This window comes from Pseudomonas sp. B2021 (assembly GCF_018135665.1).
GTDB classification, from domain to species: Bacteria; Pseudomonadota; Gammaproteobacteria; order Pseudomonadales; family Pseudomonadaceae; genus Aquipseudomonas; species Aquipseudomonas lactis.
Genome location: NZ_SMOF01000001.1, coordinates 3,440,934 through 3,461,439 on the forward strand (window position 1 = coordinate 3,440,934; position 20,506 = coordinate 3,461,439).

3 protein-coding genes are annotated in these 20,506 nt (G+C 59.3%); all 3 read right to left on the reverse strand.

The features are described from left to right. Positions 1-16,270, reverse strand: a 16,270-nt coding sequence (locus tag E1K68_RS15345) for a hemagglutinin repeat-containing protein (RefSeq protein ID WP_244858814.1), incomplete at its 3' end; no start/stop codon positions are given. 33 nt (positions 16,271-16,303) lie between these two features. Next, the gene (locus E1K68_RS15350; RefSeq protein ID WP_212614347.1) at positions 16,304-18,025 is read right to left on the reverse strand and encodes a ShlB/FhaC/HecB family hemolysin secretion/activation protein; all 1,722 of its coding nucleotides are present in this window, start codon (positions 18,023-18,025) and stop codon (positions 16,304-16,306) included. A 271-nt stretch (positions 18,026-18,296) separates the two neighbouring features. Continuing rightward, positions 18,297-20,156, reverse strand: coding sequence for a calcium-binding protein (locus E1K68_RS15355; protein ID WP_212614348.1), 1,860 nt, complete (start codon positions 20,154-20,156; stop codon positions 18,297-18,299). Positions 20,157-20,506: the final 350 nt, after the last annotated feature.

Sequence of the window (20,506 nt, forward strand, 5' to 3'; positions counted from 1 at the left end):
TATCGTAAATTGCCGCCTTTTCCGAAAAATCATTCAATGCGCTTATAACGTCCGCCGGGAGCGCATCCAGAGTCTCAGGGGCGATGCCCTTTCGCACCAGATTCTTCGAAATTGTCAGCGCCTGCTCATCGCCGAATTTTTTACGAATATTCGCTGAAACATCGTCAATGCTGACGCGCTGAGCCTGAATTGCACGAATTTCGCCCTTGATCTGTTCGAGCGCGCCGGCAACTGCTTCGATCTTTTTCTTTTGGTTGTCTTTGAAATTGACAACGTCTGCAACCAGATCTTTGGCGGCTTTCTCAGGATCCATCACAGCATCAATGGACGAACTACTCGCATACAAATCCGTTCGTTTTTCATCATCCTTGGTGATCTCATAGGCCTTACCCACATCCCGGTTCAACCCGGCCGTAGAGTCAGCCCCCGTCTCAGCATCCTTGCGTACAACGATTTCACCTGCCCCCACCGTGGCGCGGACAATCTGTTCACGTTCTTTCTCGTAGTTCCAACCCTCAACGCTCCAGCCGGTTTGACCTTCCTTGCCTTTTCCCGCCTGGCTGCTGTCTTGTACGGTGTTGCCTTTGCTTTCACTGCTCCCGGCTTTATAGGTGCCACCTACGTTCAGGTAGTACCCATGCTCTTTGTCTTGCCCGGCGATATCGCTGAAGCCGAGGGTGCCGGTGTCCAGTTTCAGGTTGCCGTTGTCAGCGGCGATGACGGCTCCGTCGATCTGGGTATGGTTCTCTGTTCTGATATCGACGGCATTTTTGCCGGTGATACGGGTTTGCTCTTCGACCCAGTCCGTTTTGCCTGTGGTCTTGCCAAAGCCGACCGAGCCGCTGACACCCGCACCCGGGCCGATGGTGGCCGTAACGCTGATATCAAACTCTTTGCCCTTGACCTTGCCCGTATCAGCGACCGACGAAACCTTGAGGTCGCCGCCCACACGCCCTACCACTTCATCGCCTCTTAGATTTGCTCCGCCGATGGTGGTGTCTTTGCCACTGGCGAAACCCAGGCGGTCGCCGGCATAGAGGTAAGCCTCTTGTTGGCGTTGGCCTTCTCGCTCCAGGTTACCCTTGCCCATACTGACGCTGACGTAGACGCCAATACCTTCAGAGCCAAACGTCAGGCCTGCTTCCCCGCCGCCACTGTGGCGGTTGTTTTCGCTGTTGCTGTCGTTATGCGCCGAACGAATGTTCAAATCGTTGCCGGCATTCAGCTCGATATCCCGTTGGGCTTTGGCCTGCGTTCCAATCAAGTTCAGGTCATTGCTGGCCTTGAGGTTGATATCGCGACCGGCTTCCAGCTGTGAAGCCGTAGACGAGCCTTGAGAGCTCTCGCCCGTAGCCGTGCCGAAGCTGCCGCCGGCGCCCAACTTGATCCCGCCGCTGGTGCCGCCATGAATGCCGCCCCAACTTTGGGTGTGGGTGGTTTCTTCACTAATCCCGCCCTTGGCCACGTCCAGCGTGACGTCACGTCCTTTGATATTGATGTCACGCCCAGCGTCCAGGTGGCTTCCCTTCACCAGCACATCGTTACCAGCGTTGAGGTGCAAATCGTTACCGGCGCTCAGCGTCGAAGAGCGATTGGTTTGCTCGATAACCTGCTGGCTGTTGGTTTGTTTACTGTTGCCAAACTTTCCGTCCAGCGTTGGCCCGCTGACAAACTGACTGACCGAATCAACGGCTTTGAGTGTGCTGGAGCCCTTGCTGACATTGTCCTCGCCTTTTCCTGCTCCGCTGACGGCATCCTTGGTATTGGCATAGTTATGGTTGATCGAAACACCCAGGCCGTTGCTCTCTTTCTCGCGTATCTGCTCGGTGAGCACGCTTTCACGCGCAGCATCGATATTGATATTTCTGCCCGCCGTCAGCTCGATATCATTGGCAGCGCCCACATCAGAGCCGCGCTGGTTGATATCACGCTTGGCGTTGATCGCCACATCTTGCCCGGCGCTGATCTGGCTGCTGGAAGCGGTCTCGTGTTCGACACGATTCTTCTCCCCACTGCCTTCGGTCCCGGCGAAGATGCTGATGCCATTACCGTTACTGGAGATGCTTGAACCCGTCTGCTTTTTCTTCTCCCAGCTACGTTCGCTGCTGGTGTCTTGTGCGGCGACCACATTGACGTCGCGCCCTGCATCCAGATTGACATTGCGCCCTGCGGTGATGCCGCTGCCAACCAGGTTGATGTCGCGTTCAGCCTGCAAAGTTGCATCGCGCTCGGCGCTAACATGGCTGCCCACGCTGGTGCTGCTCTGGGCTTCACGACCGGCCTTCTTCGCAGACGAAATGGCGACTGATGTCGGCCTTTCCGTATAACCAAACTTCTTCTTGTGTTCTTCACTGCGACTATAAGCCGTGTCATTCGCAGAAATCAGGTTGATGTCACCCGTGCTATTGACCAGCCCGGAACGCAGTTCAGTGTCGTTATCGGCACTGATCTCACTGGCCCGCACCCGTACATCATTACCCGCCGCCACCACAACATCATTGCCCGCCTCCAACTCACTGCCCACTTGGCTCGCAGTAGTCTTCAACTGGCTCTTGCCACTTTTGGACAGCCCCAGGAACCCGGACTTGGTTTTCTTGCTGTAGGAGCCATGTTCTTCGACACCTGACAACACCGCGATGTCACCCGTGGCTCCCAGCAACATGTCGCCACCGGCCTTCAACTGGCTGCCGATCACGGTGACGTCACGCCCGCCATCGATGCTCATGCCGCCATCAGTCTTCTTGCTGGCATTGATGGTCAAGTCTTTGCCGGCTTCGACGACGGAGGCTACGTTGGTGCTGTCGTAACTTTCCCGCTGCTGGCTTTTGCTACGACCGAACGAGCCCTTGCTCTTTTTCGAGTAGAACGAAGCGTCTTCGTCCAGGGCAGAGAGGATGCTCACATCGCGCTGTGCATCGAGAGCCACGTTGCCGCCGCCGGCGATTCGGCTGGCGGTGAGTTCCAGGTCTTTACCGGCATTGAGCGACACGTCGCCGCCGGCCGTCAGCACGCTGGAAACCTGGCTGATATGGTCCTTGGACTGGGTGACCTTCTTGGACTTGCTGGAGGAATGCTGTTCGTCAGCGGCTGAGGAAATACTCAGGTCCTCAGTCGTCGTGATGCTCAAGTCACGCTTGGCGTCGATGCGGCTGGCAATGGCGCTGAAGTCTCGCCCTGCCGATACCTTGAGGTCACGGCCTGCCTCCACGCTGGCACCGTTTTGCGTCACGGTTTCGGTGCGCAGGCGGCTGCCCAGGTCCAAACCATTGCGTTGCTCAACGGCATCGATGTGCACATCGCGGCCAGCGACCAATGTGGTGTCACGCCCGCTTTGCAGCACGCCACCGGTATTGGCGATGTCACGGCCTGCATTCATCGTCAGGTCATTAGCTGCCTCGATGCGTGACGCACTGTCGAGATAGTCGCGGCGCTCAGCGGTGCCGTTGCCGGTACGGGTTACTGCACGGTCGTTGATCACATCACCCTTGATCGCCGTCAGCGTGACATCGCGTCCGGCGATGATGCCGCCGGACTTGTTGACGATGTTGTTACCCGCCAGCAGGTCGAGGCGGTTGCCGGCTTCGATCAAGCCGCTGTTGATCAGGTCATTGCCCGCTTTGGCGGACAGGTTGTTGGTGGCACGCAGGGTCCCGGCGTTCTCCAGGTTTTCGCCGGCGATCAGGTTAAGGTCGTTGCCTGCGATCAATGCGCCATTGGGTGCAAGACGATTGTCGGCCTGGGCCATGTACAGCACCGGCACCAGCACCTTTTCACCGTTCACTTCGTGCTGTTCGAGCCAGACGATGTCATGGGTCAGCGCCGCGACCTGTTGCGAGGTCAAGGTAACGCCCACTGCCAGGTTCAGTTGCTGCTTGCTCTGGATCGCATTGTCCATCAGGTACTTGAACAGCTTTTCGTCGGTGTTCTGGCCGTCGATAAAACGCTGCCCTGTGCGCGCTTGCACGGCCTGCTGGATCAAGCGTTGCTCATAGAGCCCGTCGCCCAGGCGCTTGGCACTTTCGTCCGGGTTGTAACCCAGCCCTGCGAGCAAGTAGTCGGAGCTCATGAACTGCTTGAGGTCCGTGAGCACCGGGTTGGTTTCGATCAGGTATTTATGAGGTTGCGACTTTGGCGCGGTAGGCATGAAGCCTTGCACGCGGTTGATGGTCTGGCTGGCGACTGGAGTGGTTTGCGCCAGCGCATTGACCGGCTGGGCGATCACCTCCGCGACCTGGGTTGGGCTGCTGCCCGCACCTTGTGCGACGGGTGTGTTCACCACCGGCTGCACGCCTGGCATAACCGGCATCACGCCAGGGATATTCAACGTCGGCCGAGTGGGCTCGCCCGGTGTGGCGACCTGAACGTGGGTGTCTCTTTGGGTCAGCGCTAGGTCTGGCTGGTCCGTAGGCCCTGTGACCTTCGCCACTGGCGACGTTGAACCGCTGGACGGATCTTGGGCGTTGATACCGTCGCCCCGGGCGATTTCACCTGGGGTGATCTGGCTGGGCGTCCAGCCACTCCCGTTGGCCACATCGCCGGCCCCGGCAACGTTAAGCGTTCTGGTGGTGGCGGTGACACCACTGACCTGACGTGCAGTGGAGCCCACCTGACGCGTAGCTGCGCCCTGTTGAGTGACGCTTTTGAAATCGAAGGTGCGCGTTTCAAGCGCTGGCTGTACATCCTGGCGTTGAGCCAGGCCGAGGGTCGCACCGCCCATGGTCCAGCTTTGTGGGCCACTGGTGGCTTGGGTGGCCTGGGTATCCTCACCCGCCCGGCTACTGAGGCGGAACAGGCCGTGGGTGCCGGTGGGTAAAGTGAACCCGCGTAGCGTCAAGGGGTTGACTTGTTGTTGGGCCAAGTCCGGTGGCAGCTGCGCATTCAAGTCGATTGCAACAACAGCATTATTGACTGGACGAGTGGCATCAAACCCACGTCCGGAACCTGTCGATATCGGCTGGCCCTCTTGGATGACACTGTTGACCAGATTCTTGCTGGCATTGATTTGAACCGCACCGCCAGCCTGAACGATGGCTTGGGCAGTGCCTGCACTGCCGGGCTTGGAGATCATCCGCTGATCGTAGAAATTGACTCCACTCAGAGTGGCCGGTAATGCCGACCTGGTGCCCGCGTTGTAGGCTGGCGCAGGAAACAGGGCTTGGAAATTGACATTGAAGGTCGTGTACGTTTTCCAACCAAACGTCAGGTTGGTTTGTCGCTGAGCCGTCCCCCCCATTCTTGTGTAGGGCGTCACCATCGACTCGTTCCAGTTTTGATCCCAGAAATGCAGGGTTCCCGCGCGTCTCGAACCGGAGCCTTGAAGCGTATAGGACGGATCATTCGCAGCGTTGTAATCCATGATCGAACGCCAGAAACGGGAGATATTCTTGTCTTCCTTGAGGTTAGGAAGGTCGAAAGACTTGAGAACCGAATACTTTCCTAATGTGGCGCCAACGTTACTGAAGTTTTCCAGCGCAGCACTGATATTGCCGGTGGCCGAAATAACCGAGGCAGAGTTCAACAGGCTACGTCCCTGAACATCCAGGTTCCTGCCGGACGAGATGCTTGCGGACACCGACTCCGCATCCACCTTGGATTCATATTCTTCCATCAATACCATGTGCCCGGCCCGTGCCGACGTGCCTCTCATCCCGATAGCGCCGGAAACCAATGTCGATGAAACATTGAAGAATTCTTTTTTGTTTTCTATCGCGCCCACATGGAGCGTCATATCGCCCGCGCTTTCCAGGTTGGCCGAAATATTGTTCAGGGTGCCCGCCCAATTGCCCTGTATATCCCGGGCGACAAAGAGTTTGCCCAGGCTGTAAACATCCGCGTTTTTATTGGTAAAACTCTCGGCCAGCAGCGACATGTCACCACCGCTGATGATCGCGCCGCGCTCGTTGAGCAAGGTCTGCGTGTCAATCAGCATGCCCTCACTGCTGCCAAGAGTGCCCGCGTTAGTCAGCGCTCCAGCACTGATCGCCAAATTGCCCATGGCGCTGATACGGCCCGAGTTAGTCATTTGGCCTGCGACGCTGATGGTAGCCCCCCGGCCCCCCGTAATACTTGAAGCAGCATCAAGGTTTAACGAAGCGGCGCCGACGTTCAGGGTATCTACGCTGCTGATACGCCCACTGCCGCCGTAGGTCCCCGTTAGCCCCAAGCTGAGCGTGCCATCACTGGCAATCAACCCATTATTGACCCAGCTCCCCCCCTTCCCTTCCAAGTGCGTCGAAGCCAGCAACTGCCCGGTTTCGGTCTGGGTGAAGTTATTGACGTTAACGTTCAAACGCCCCGCCTGAATAACGCTGGTATTGGTCCAGGTATCCGCGTTCAGGGTCAGGCCGCCACGGGTGACAACGGTGCCGCCGGCGCCGGTAACGTTAGGCAATGAGATGTCGAATGTGCCCTCACCCACATGCAGCAACTGCCCGCCGTTGTTTTGGAAGCTGGCGGCTGCCAGGGTCAGGTCCTGGTTGGCGGTTTCCACCGCGCCGTTGCGGTTATCGAACACACCGCCGATCTGGAACTCGGTCTTGCCCAAGCGTCCCAAGGCGCGCAATTTGCCGCCCTGGTTATCGAGGGCATTGGCGGCCACAGTCAGGTTGTTGGTGCTTTCGATCAGGCCGTTGTGGTTGGTCAGTTGGCCGTTGAGGCCGAGCGCGATCTGGTCGCCGGCGATCTGCCCGGCGCTGTTATCCAGAGCGCTGCCATTGATGCGCATCAGGCCTTTGGCATACAAAGCACCCTGCTGGTTATTGAGGGTTGCAACCGTGAGCAATGCATCGCTGGTTTGCGCGCCAAGATAGCCGCCCTGGTTATCGAGCTGACTGGTATTGAGTAGCAGGCGCTGGCCCTGAATCAAGCCGCCCTTGGGGTTGCCGCTCAGGTCAGGACCGTTGCGAAGCACACCGACCACCCCGGCCTCAATGGCACCCTTGAGGCTGGCGAGCACGCCGCTGCGGTTGTCGAGGTTGCCGGCCTTGAGGTGCACGTCACCGGTCTGGCTGATGATATTGCCGCCTTGGTTGTCGAGATCACCATTGACCTCGACCCGCAAGCCGTTTTGCCCCTGCACTTTGCCTTGGGCGTTGGTCAGGCCATAGGCGTTGATGTGCAGGTCGCCTTCCTGGCTGTAGATCAAGCCGTCAGCGTTGTTTTGAACGATGGCGCTGGCATCGATGCCCAGCGGACCTTTGGCCGCGACGGTGCCGCCTTGGCTGTTGTTCAGGCCGCCCATGGCCAATGACAGGCGTCCCTGGCTGGCCAGTTGACCGCCGCGGTTATCCACCTCGATGGCGCGCTGGAGTAGCAACGACCCAGTGCCTGCGATCTTGCCGTTGACGTTGCCAAGGTTGCCTTGCAGGTTGAGCACCAGATGGTCGTTACCCATCAGCGAGCCACCGGTGTTGAGCACGTTGCCGCCCAGGAAGTTCAGGTTGCGCAGGGCCGTGATATTACCGGCACTGTTGTCGAGGTCGGCCGCGCTCAGATCCAGCGTAGAGCCGCTGTCGATCAGCCCACCTTGGGTGTTGTTCAGCGCGCCAAGCACGCTCAGCGTCTGCTGCGCGCCGCTGGAGATTGCACCGCTGGCGCTGTTATCCAGGCTGGCGGCGCTGACCGTCAATCGCCCTTGGCTGGCCAACGCACCTTCGCCACTGTTGAGCAAGCTGCCATTGAGGCGCACATCAAGATCACCGTTGCGACTGGACAGCGTGCCTTTGTCGCGGTTATCCAACTGAGTGCCGATCAGGTTGAGGCCCTGCCAACCCGAGATCAGGCCGCCGCGGTTGACCACGTCGCCTGCGTTCAGTGTGAGTAATTGCTGGCTGATAAGCGTGCCGGCGCTGTTGTCCAGGTTGCGTCCCGTCAAGCTCAGGGCATTTTGACTGGACAGTTCGCCGCCCTGGTTTTGCAGGTCGCGCACGCGTTGCAAAGTCAGCGGGCCTTTGGAGAAGATCAGGCCTTTGCGGTTATCCAGGTCACCGTTTGCCAGGTCCACGCTCAGGCGCTGTTCACCTATCAACCGGCCGCCACGCAAGGACATGGAAGTGAGTGTGAGGTCCATGTCCCCCTTGGCCGACACCTCGCCACCGTCGCTGGCGTCTAAACTATGTGCAGTGAGTTCCAGGCTGCCCTGGCTGTTGATCAGGCCTTTGGCACTGTTGTCCACGGCCAACGCCTTGAGCGTCAGGGCGCTGGTACCCAGTAGGCTGCCGCCCTGGTTATTGAAGTTGCCCGCATTGACTGTCAATGCTTGCGCGGCGTTGATCAAACCTTGTTGCCCGTTGCTCAGCAGCCCGGTGCTGGTCAATTCAAGGCCACCACGGCTGGTAAGCGTGCCGCCACTGTTGTCGACCGCGGCCGCTTGCGCACTCAGGCTTGCACCTGCAACCAAACCCTTGATGTTAGTGAGTACCTGGTCGATACGCAGCGTCAGGCCCTGGTTGCTGAGAAGGCGGCCACTGCTGTTATCCAGGTTGCGCGCCGCGATAGTGAATGCCTGGCCACTGGAAATTTCACCGGCCTGGTTGTTCACACCGTTGAGCTGGCTCAGCACCAGCGGGCCGGACGCATTGATCAGGCCTTGCTGGTTGTTGAGTTGGCCGTGGTTCAGGTCCAAGGTAAGTCCGGCATTGCTGAACAGCTTGCCGCCTTGTTGGTCGAGCCCATTCACGCTGGCCGTCAGGGCCTGGGCGCTGCCGATGCTGCCAGCGCTGTTGTTCAGCAACCCAGCCTTCAGCGCCAGCGTGTCGCCGCTGATCAGACGACCCCCCGTGTTATCCAGCGCGCCAGTGGTGACCCCGACCGCGCCTTTGCCACTGAGCACGCCGTTCTGATTGCCGAGGCTGGCGCTACGCAGTTGCAGGCTACTGTCAGTCACGAGTTCACCGCCCTCGTTGTCCAGCGCCCCTGTCAGACCCAGCGCCAACCCCTGGGCACTGGACACTCGGCCCTGACGGTTGACCAGGCTGACGGCGTTGGCGCCCAAGCGTCCTTCGCTGTTGATCACGCCCTGGCTGTTATTCAGCTCGCCTTTGAGCTCAAGTTGCAGTAGCTGTTGGGCGAGCAGCTTGCCATTGCTGTTGTCCAGGTTCTGAGCGCTCAGCATCAGCCGCTGTGTGTTGAGCTGGCCTTGGTTGCGATTCAGCAGTTGGGTGAGCGCAAGGTTCAATGATTGCCCGGCCAATACACGACCCGCATCACTGTTATCCAGGGTTTGCCCGGTGACGGTCAGGTCGGCGTTGGTCGACAGTTCGCCACCACGGTTGTCGATGTGATCGACCCGCAGTTCCAGCGTTTTATCGGCGCCCACCAGGCCTTTGCGGTTGTCCAGGGACGCAGCGCGTATATCCACTGCTGTAGTGCTGATGAGTTGACCGCCGCGGTTATCGACCTGATCGACATCAGCAGTCACCAAGGCCTTGCCCGATACATCACCGCCACGGTTGTCGAGCCGAGCGGACGACAGCCCCATGGCACCGTCGGCAATCAGCGTGCCGCGCTGGTTATCCAGCGCCTGGGTGGCAGAGACTTGCATGACGCCACGACTGTTGAGCAGCCCATCCGTGTTGTCCAGGCGGGCACTGTTGGCGTTGAGCGAGGCGGCGCTGATCGCACCTTTGGCGTTGCCCAAGGCGTCTTGAATCTGCAGGGTCAGGCCTTGGTTACTGATCAGCTTGCCGCCGCCGTTATCCAGGTTGCGAGCCGCCAGCGTGAAAGCTTGCTGGCTGGAAATTTCGCCACGCTGGTTGTTCACCTCGGCCAGGTTTTTCAGCATCAGCAACGGGCTATTGATCAGGCCGCCCACGTTGCTCAATTGGCCGTGGTTGAGGTCCAGATCGAGCTGCGTGTTGCTGAACAGCTCACCGCCCTGCTGATTCAGGCCGGTGAGGATGGCGGTCAGGTTTTTGCTGCTGGCGATACGTCCACTGTTGTCCACCTGGGTGGCTGCCAGATCCAGGCGATCGGCGCTGGTGATACGGCCATTGTTGTTCAGCGTCCCGGTGGCCAGGGTCAGCTCACCACGGCTGTTGAGCAGGCCTTTGGGGCCGTTGTCCAGGCTTGCGCTGGTCAGGTCAAGGCTGGCATCGGTCTCGATGATGCCGCCCTGGTTGGTGATAGCACCGCTGGCAGCCAGTATGAGTGCGTGCGCCGAAGAGATTACACCCGCGTTGTTGTTGAGCGTCGTGCCGGCCAGTTGCAGGGTGCCCTCGCTGCTGATTGTGCCCAGCTGGTTATCCAGCCGGCCATCCAGTTCAGTGCCGGGAACGGCCACCAGCGACATGCTCAGCGATTGCTGGCCCGCAAAAGTGCCTTGGCCGTTATCCAGGCGCGCGCCGTTGAAGCGGTTGTCCCGGGCGAATACCAACCCTTGGGCCTGGTTGATCACATGGGCCACGGCCAGTTCCAATGCGGTACCGGCGATCAGTTTGCCCGCGCTGTTATCCAGGCGCTGCGCCTTGAAGTCGATGCTGCTGCGGCTGGAAATCTCGCCCGCACGGTTATCAACGGCGTCGACCGTGAGTTTCAGCGCTTTTGTGGCGCCTACCAGGCCGCCCTCGCGATTGTCCAGGGAGGTCCCGCTAAGGCTCAGCTCATCCTGGGCGACCAACTCACCGCCTTGTTGGGCCAGTACACCGATAGTTGCCTGCAGATCCGCCTGGCTGGCGATGCGGCCAGCCGCGTTTTCTACAGTGTCGGCCGTCAGCCGCAGGGGCCCCACGGCACTGACCAAGCCCTTCTGGTTGCGCAACTGTTGCCCCGCGAAGCCCAAGGCCGCCTTGCTGCTGAGCGAACCGTGTTGGTTGTCCAACTCACCCACATTGAGTTGAAGGTCCTTCTGGGAAAGGATCACGCCTGAGCGGTTGTCGACAGTCGCACTGTGCAGCGTCAACAGGTCCTGCCCGGTCAGTTGCCCTTCGCGGTTATCCAAACGACCGGCACGCAGTTCCATCGCGCCCTTGGCCAGCACCTGCCCTTTGGCCTGATTGTCGAGTAACCCATCAATCGTGGCCTTGAGTTGGCCGTCGCTGCCCAATTTGCCGGCCTGGCGGTTATCCAGACTAGCGGCGTGCACGTTCAACGAGGTGCCGGCCCCGAGTGTGCCGGCCTGATTATTCAGTGCGCCCTTGACCTTCACGTCCAGGCTGACATCACCGAGCACTTGCCCGCCAGTGTTACTCAAACTGGCCGCCTTCAGCTGCGTGTGGCCTGCACTGACGATTTCGCCCTGGTCGTTAAGCAGGTCCTCACTGACCGCCAGGCGCGCATCCAGCGCGCTGCTGACCTTGCCTTCGCGGTTGTCCAGGCGCGCGGCATCGAGCTCGACACCGGCGGCTGAAATCAGCCCTTTGACGTTAAGCAGCGCCTGTTCGATTTTGACGGTCAAGCCTTGGTCGCTGAGTACGTTGCCGCCGCTGTTGTCCAGGGTGTCGGCACGCAAGGCAAAGGCCTTGGCGCTGGAGATTTCACCGTTACGGTTGTCGACGCTTTTGAGGTTTTTGAGCAACAACTGCCCTGGCGCGTTGATAAAGCCATCGGCGTTATTCAAGTGCCCCTGGTTCATGTCCAGGGTCAGTTCGCTGTTGCTGTAAAACTCACCGGCTCCACGCTGGTCAAGGCTGGTGAGGCTGGCGTTAAGCGCCTGGTCACTGGCAATGCGGCCCTCGAAGCGGTTGTCTACGTCGGTCGCTGTCAGGTTGAGGCGATCAGCGCTGGTGACACGGCCTTGATGTTGGTTAAGCAATACGCCTGTGGTCAGTTGCAGCGCACCGTCAGCAACAATGCGCCCCTGGCTGTTGTCGACACTGTCCGCCTTCACCGTCGCCGTATCAGCGCTGAGCACCTCGCCGTTCTGATTGGCAAGGCCATTGGCGGCGCTCAACAGTAACGCCCCGCCGCTGCTGATACGCCCGCCGTTGTTACCCAGGCTGGCGCCGCGCAGTTGCAAGGCGGCGTCGCTGCGCATGACGCCTTGGCTGTTGTCAGCCTGTTCGGCCAGGGTTATATCGAGGTTGCGCTTGGCATAGACACTGCCTTGGGCGCTGTTGTCCAGGCTGGCTGCCTTGAGGTTGACATCCTGTTGCGCAGAAATCAGGCCCTTGAGCTGGTTGTTCAGCCTGTCGAGCGTCAACTGCAGCGTGCTATTGGCCAGTACGCGACCGGCATTGCTGTTGTCCAGTTCGCGGCCCGTCATCGTCAGTTCGGTAACGCTGGAAACTTCACCCCCTCGGTTGTCCACTTTGCCAATGGACAGGTTCATGGCCTGGCCCGAGTTGAGCAGCCCGGCCTGACGGTTATCCAGCTCGTCACCCTTGACCCGCAATTGCCCGACCGAGGTGATGCTGCCACCGCGGTTATCCACACTCCCCACCACCAGCTGCGCGTCCCCCTTGCTGGTCAGGCGGCCCTTGGACTGGTTGTCCAGGCTGGCGGCATTGACCATCAGCATCTGACCGGCAGCTAGCGTGCCTTTGTCATTGTTGACCGCGCCGTGGCTGGTCAAGGTCAAGCGGTTATCGCCCTGGATGCGCCCCTGACTGTTGTTCAGCGCAGCCACTTCGACTGTCGAGTGCTGACCCAGTAATTCACCGTTGCGGTTGTCCAGCACACCTTCTACGCCGAGGTTCAGGTCGGAAACGGCACTCAACTTGCCACCCTGGTTGCCCAGGCTTGCGCTGCTCACCTGCAAGGCCGCGGCAGAAATCAAGCCGCGTGTGTTGTCCAGCGCTTGGGCAATACGCAAGGTCAGGGCTTGCTGGCTGAGTACCTTGCCGTCCGCTGTGTTCAAGGCTGTTGCCGCCAGCTCAAACGCGTGGGCGCTGGAAATTTCACCGCCCTGGTTATCAACGCTGCCCAGTTGCTTGAGCAGCAATTGCCCCGGCGCGTTGATCAAACCACCGTTATTGTTGAGGTGACCACCTTGCATATCCAGGCTTACATCGGCTTGGCTTGCGACATGCCCGTTACGGCTGTTGTCCAGTGCGGTAACCGTCATACCCAACCGGGTCGCGCTGCTAAGGCGCCCGCCCTGGTTGCTCAGCTTGCCGGTCGTGATCTTCAGGTCGCTGGCACTGGATAGTGTTGCGTCATCATTGGTTAAACCGGAGGCATTGATGGTCAAACGATCATCGCTGCGCAGTGTGCCTTGGGCGTTGTTCAACTGGCCGCCGAGGGCCACACCCAATTGACCTTTGGCATACAAACTACCGCCTGCACTGTTATCCAACCCTTGCCCCGTGAGCAGTACCTGCTGAGCGGCAATGCGACCCTTGAGCGAGTTGTTCAGGTCGGTGGCATTGACCTGCATATCAGTGCCGGCACTCATAAGCCCCGCTTGGTTGAGCAGGCTGCCCGCAATACCTGCCGTCAGTGCACCGTCGCTGGTCAAGTTACCTGTGCGGTTATCCAGACTGGCGCTGTTGAGCGTCACGCTGTGCCCAGCGGCCAACGTGCCGGCCTGGTTGCTGACCGCGCCGCCCGCTTGGAGCAGCAACGTCGAATCACCCTGCACCAGGCCCTGGTCGTTATTGAGCGTCCCAACGCCAAGCACAAGGTGTTTGCCCAGAACCTTTGCACTGCGGTTATCGAGTTCGCCATCGACTTGCAAGTTGACGCTATCCACCGCAGCGAGTCGACCGGACTGGTTAATCAGTGTCCCAGCCCGTACATCCAAGGCCTTTGCGGTCAACGCACCTTGGGTGTTGTCCAGGGCGCGGGCAATGCGCACACTCAAGGCTTGCTCGCTGAGCAACTTGCCGGCGCTGTTATTGAGTTGATCCGCATTCAGATCGAAGGCTTGGGCGCTGGAGATTTCGCCGCCCTGGTTATCGACGCTGTTAAGTTGGGTCAGCAACAACTGGCCTGGGGAGTTGATCAAGCCACCCTGGTTGTTAAGGTGACCCCGATTGAGGTTCAGGCTCAAATCGCCTTGGCTGAAGAGTTGGCCGCCATTGCTGTTGTCCAGGCCTCCCACGGTCAACTGTGCGCCTGCGTCGGCACTGAAACTTCCGCTTTGATTGGCAAGCAAACCACCCACCCGGGCGTTAAGCCGATCACGGCTGTGAACTCGACCGCGTTGGTCGTTGATCAAACTGGCAACGTCAATATCCAGGCCGCTGGCTGTAATCAGCCCTGCACCGTTGTTTAGCGTCTGCACGATCTTCAGGCCCAAGGCCTGGTCGCTGAGCAGTTTGCCAGCGCGGTTGTCCAGGCTGTTGGCGGCGAGCGTGAACCCGTGAGCGCTGGAAATTTCGCCGCTGCGGTTGTCGACGCTATTGAGATTATTCAACGTCAGTTGGCCAGCGGCGTTGATCAAGCCCCCGTCGCGGTTGTCGAGGTGGCCGTTGCCCAGGTCCAGGACCGCATCGCTATTGCTGTAAAGGCGCCCCTGTTCATGCTGGTCGAGGCTGGTGACACGGGCAGTGAGGGCCTTGGCACTGGAAATGGATCCACCTTGGCTGTTGATCACCGGGCCGGCCGTCAGCTCGAGGGTGCCACCGCTGGAGAGCACGCCATGTTGCTGGTTGTTGAAGTTGCCGGCGTTGACCTGTGCAGCGGCACCCGATTCGATGCGGCCCTGCTGTTGATTATCCAACGTGCCGGCAATATTCAGCCCAAGGTCGCCCTGGCTGGTCAGGATGCCTGACTGGCTATTGTCCAGTTGCCCCGCGTTGACCTGCACCATCTGCCCGGCCACCAGACGACCACTTTGATTGTTCACCGCCGCGCTGGCAGTCAAGCGCAGCGCCTGGCCCGCAGATATCAGGCCAGCGACGTTGTCCAGGCTGTCGACCTGCAAGGTGACGTCAGCAAGGCTTGAGAGCTCGCCCTTGCGATTGACCAACCGCCCGATGCGGCCGCTGAGCCCGCGGTCGCCCACCACCAGGCCTGCGTCAGCATTAAGCAACCGGGCGGCATTAACCTCAATGCCTGCGGCGCTCAATACGCGGCCTTGCTGTTGGTTATCCAGTGTTTCGGTCGCCACCTTCAGCTGGTTATGCGCGCTAAGGGTGCCGCTGCGGTTGTCGACAGTGCCATCCACATTGACGGTCAGGTCACGACTGGCGATGACGGTCTTGCCGTTGTTATTCAACTGGGCGGCAGTGACGTGGATATCGCCCTGAGCGTTGCGCGTCTGATCAGCATTGACGCCCGCTTCGATGACGCCGTTGTTGGTCAACACCCCACCGCTTTGCAGCGCCACGCGATCACGCGCAGCCAGGCTTTTTTGATTGAGCAAGTCGCCTTGCGTCTTCATCTCAAGCACGCTGCCCGCCGCGACCACGCCCTGGGCTTCCACGCTGCGGGCCTTCACGTTAATGGTGCCGGCCGCTGTTGTCTGGCCCATGACCACGTGGCCACCGGCATCGATCTGAATATCACCGCCGGCGACCATGTCCCCCGACAACTTCACGCCGACACCCGCCTCGGTCCCCACCAGTTTGACTGCGCCCACATACATGCCGCCCAGCGCCGACGAGTCAATCGCCAGATCCGGCGCCTGGCTGCCATCCGCTGCCCGCGCAGTAGCATTCAAGGTGCGTGCATCTACATCATTACGCCCGGCGACGACGGTGAGTTTTTTCGCCTGGATCTGCGCGTTGAGGGTGGTGGCGCGGGTGATGATTTCGAACTGATCGACGTTGCTGGCGTTCAGGCCGGCGCCTTCGATGGCAACACTGCCCTGGTCGACCTGGTAACGAGTGATCTGGCCGTTTTCGATCACGGCTTTACCGGTGGTGAGCGTCGCTTGCGGGGTGTTGATAAAGCCGCAACCGTTACAGCTGATGCCATACGGGTTGGCGACGATCACATGGGCCGATTGCCCGGCCACTTCGGTGTAGCCGCGCAGTTGGCTGGGGCTGCCGCCGTTGACTTCGTTGAGAATGATATTGGCCGCTGTGCCGCGCAAGTTCGGGTTGCCGACGATGATGCCGCCCAGTTGCGTGGACTGAGTACGGTCGGTGGCGTTGTTGAGGATGACCCCGTTGGCGCCGACGTTGTAGTCATGAAATTGGTTGTGCGAGAGGCCGTTGGCATTCGGCGTGGCGATGTTGACGATGGGCACGCCATTGCCTGCTTGCCCGAGCGTCGTACCGGGGGCATTCACCACAATGCCGTCTGCCTGGGCCAGCAACGGGTGCCAGAACATGGCGTTGGCCAGAATCAATGCCAATCCACGTTTAGGCAGCCCCAGGAAATGGGAGCGGCTTTTTACGGCAGCAGAAGGCTGGCGCGCGAGGAATGCGTACTGGCGAACGTCCATGTCATGTCTCGAAGCCCGAAGGCGGTCAAAAATTTAAAGGAAAAAGTCCAGGCGGAAATAGATCGGCGCTTCACGGTCCGTGATCGCTTCCGGTCGTTCCAACGAGTGTGCAAAGGCCACGCTGGCCGCGACGTTCTTGCCGCGCGCGAACAACTCCACCGAGTTGCTGCTCATGCGCCCATGCTGCTCGGCGTTGTAGCGGCCATGGCTGATCACGCCCTGGTCGTAGCCCAGGCTGGTGCCGTATTCAATGAACACCGGCTGCATCCAGGCCCAGGTCACCGGCCGGCTCCAGCGCAGGTCGTTGCGCCAATAGCCGCCGCTGTCGCCGGCGAGCATTTGGTCTTTGTAGCCACGAATCGACGACTGCCCGCCCAGGCTCATGCGCTGAGGGCTGAACAACACGTCTTCGCTGTGCTGGCCGGTCATCAAGCTGCTGAAGCTGAAGGACTCACCCCACAGTTTGAATGGATACAAATAGCTCACCGTAGCGGTGTACTTGCGATAGCGCGCATCCGGCTGCCCAGGCTTTGGATCGTGATTGGCCTGGGCGTCGAATGCGCCGATGCCGTTTTGCATGCCAAGGTCAATGTTGAGGAATGAACCGCCAATACGCCGACCATGGTTGATGCCCACTTGCGCTTCACTGAGGCGGTTGCTGCTCAAGGCAAGCTTGCTGTCTTCGATAAAGTTGTTGGTGCGAAGATAGGCGATGCCAGTGTTCAAGGACGTTTTGCTCAAAGCGTCACGATGGATCACCCGCTCCAGGCGCAACTGATGAGTCTGGCTGTCGCCGGTCTGCTTGAACTTGAAATTGTTAGCCTCGGCTCGCGAGCGGTATTCACTGTCGATATAGCTGTACGAGAGGTTCCACCAACCGAAAGGCAGGCTATAACTGAGCATCGAATTGCGCGAGGTTTTCTGGTGATCACTGACGGCATCGTGGCCGCCACGCAGCGAAAGTTGGTCGGCCAGGCCCAACGGATTGTCCCAGTCCAGACTGGCGCCCCACTGCTGCTCACCGGTGCTACGCTGGCCGCCGTTATGCCGCGACAAGCCGACACGCCAGGGTTTTTGCGCGGTGTTTTTGACCAGTACATCACTGCCCCCCACGGCCTTGCCCGGCGCCAGCTCCATTTGCGCCTGGTTCGACGGCAAGCGGTTCAACTGATCGACCATCTGCTCGATTTCGCGCAGATTGAGCAGTTCGCCCTGCTTGCCGGGGAAACTCATGGTCAATTGGCGGTCGGTGATGCCGCCGCCTTCGGCAGCTTTCAGGCTCTCCAGCTTCCCTTCGACCACTTGAATCTTGAGATTGCCGCTGGAAAGGTCCTGCTGCAGCAAGTAGGCGCGACTGGTGACCAGGCCTTTGGCCAGATAACGGTCGGTGATCACCTTGAGTACTGCGTTGAGCTGCGGCACACCAAGACATTGGCCGACATAGGGCTTGATCAGATCAGCGCGCTCACCTTCGCTCAGCGCATCCGCACCGCCCAGCTCGATGGTTTTGATCGCAAAGCAGCGCGTATCGACGGGGGTTGTCGGGGTTGCCGGCGCGGCGGACTTGCCGGGCAGGTCTTTGAGTTCTTCAAGGCGCCGTTGCTGCTCTTCGAGCAGGCGGTCCTGGCGGTCACGGATCAGGTCGGTGATGCCGGGAGCGTTCTGCGGCGTAGCCGCTTGCGCCCATCCGGAGGTGCCTAGGCAAAAAAAAGCGGACAACAGGCTTAACCTGGTCCGACGCGGTAAACGCCACACTTTATAGATCCCTCTATATGGCTTTATGCCATCCAATGTGGCGATGATAAGATGTCATTTTGATGGCGTCAATTAAGCGTGCAAATTCGTTCAATCCTTTATGCAGAGCTGCGCGGGCTTGAAATGTAGAGTTTTTTGGGGGTTGAGCCCTACCGCTAAACTATGACGCTGCGTGTGGTATCGAGCCGTTGCGTTAATCAGCAAGCAATAAAAAACCCCACAGCATCAGAGACCCTGTGAGGTTTTTACCTTCCGTTTCGCAGGTGCCGTGTCAGACCACGCTGATCATCTCTGCACTCAACTGCGCCGCATTGAACCCCACCAGGGTGACACTGCTGTCCCCCGCCAGAATCACGCTGTCACTGCCATGCTGGGTCGTGGCACCAAGCACAGCATCGGCGCTGGCAAACAGCGACTTGGCGAATACCAGCAGGTCCTGCCCGTTCTGGTGAATGTTGAAGTCGCTGATCACGTCGTGGCCAAACCCGCGTTGATCGAAAACAAACAGGTCGCTGCCCACGCCACCGCTGAGTTGGTCATTGCCCAGCCCGCCGATCAAGACGTCATTGCCGCTGGCGCCATACAGCGCGTCGTTGCCCGTGCCGCCCAGCAGTGTGTCGTTGCCGTCGCCGCCGTGCAGCAGGTCGTTGCCAGCGCCACCGTCGAGCCGGTCATTGCCGTTCTGGCCGAATATCAGGTCGCGCGCGGCGGTGCCTTTGAGGGTGTCGGCCAATTGGCTGCCTTCGATGGATTTGGCATACGCCTTATCGGCGCCGAACAGGCCTTCGAAGTCGAGTTTGCCACTGGTCACCGTATAGGCCGGCGTGAGGACCTCGCCAATGCCACCGAAGAGCCCGCCGAACACGGGCACATGCCCGAGGCTGTTGGCCAGGCCGGTTTCGAACTCCACATGCTCTACGCCGTGCAATGCCTTCAGGCCGTATTGGCCGCTGCTGTCGTTCAGAAACAACGTGCCGTCGCTGAGTTTTACGGCTTCGTAGGAAGACGAGGTGCCTTTGAGGAAGACTTTGTCGTTACCTTCGCCGCCAGCGACGATATCGGTACCGGTACTCACGCGGAAACTGTCGTCGCCCTTGAACCCGTCGAGGAAGTCATCGCTGCGCCCGTCCTGCAGCTTGTCCGAACTGTCGGTGCCCAGCAGGAAGGCCGGTGTGCCGTAATGGTTGGAGGTGGCGGTCTGTTTGTCGCTGACCCAGGTAAAGCTGCGGCTGATGGCGTCGAGATTGCTGATGATGATGGTGCTGTCGCGTTCGATGTAATCGTAGAAGGTCGATTGGGCGATACGCTGGATAGGGTTGATGAAAATGCCTTCCAGATGCGCGGCCCAGCCTGACAGGTTGGCAATTGAGAACGGACCATTGGGCCAGGTTGGCAGCGCGTAGATCGTGTCGAACAGCACGATGTTGTCAGTCGTCGAAGTGTAACTGGCGTCACTGCCTTGAAGCGCATCGATAATGGCGCTGCCCACGTTGGTCTCTTGCCCCGTGAGGCGGTGGACCACATCGTTTTCAAAACCGAAGTTGAAGATTCCGTCGCTGTTGCTGGACTTGGGCGACTCCATGCCAAAGTAGTCCGAATCCTTGAAAAAACCGTCGGCCAAAGTGTCCTTGCCGATATACATGCTGTTGGTGACGGAGCCACCCTGGCTGTAGCCGGTTACCAGAACATCTTTGCCGCTCAGGTTGTGGTCGGTGGCGTAATCCTTGATTGAATTGAGCAGGTAGTCATAGCCGTTGATATAAGAGTTATCGATCATCGCCGGCCAACCCAGCAGATCAATTGGCGAGTTAGTGCCGGCAATGGAAAAGCCCATTTTGACTAATTGGCCGCTGTCATCGTATTGACCAAACACTCTGGCCTGGGAGCCGAACACGCCGTCGCCGGTAAAACTTCCTGTGATGTCGGTGTGGCTGCTATCAACCTGCAGTTCGCTCGCGCCGATCTCACGCCAGCCCTTGGGCAGTGCGAAGGTGTTGCCCTCGCCCAGCACAAGCCCCGGAATGTTGTAGAGCGCGCCTACGGTGGCAACACCGCTGGTGTAAGTGGCGAGGGTCCAGGCATCTGAAATCAGGACGCGGGCGTCTTGCCCCTTGTAATCGAATATAGCCATGTCAGTACTCCTTGAGCCCAGCGATCAACACCGAAAGTCAACGGTAATACCTGATGCGTCGGGCTAAACAATATGCATTGAAGTTGTTGTTGTGCATTCTGTTCAGGCTGCTTCGTTTCTTAATATCGAGGTTGACCATTAAGGAAGCTCGTCAACACTAGCCTAGAAGCGCCGCCGTAAAGTGACCGACTATCGGAAGGTAAGGGTATGTACTTAGGGATATAGACGACAAAAGCGCCATAAGCGCTGTTTGTCGAACAGGAAGGGAAGTTTTGCGTTGTTCGTGACTAACGAGTCAAAGAAAATTAAACCCTTATAGCAAGTTGTGAACTGCAATAAGAGTTCAAGAA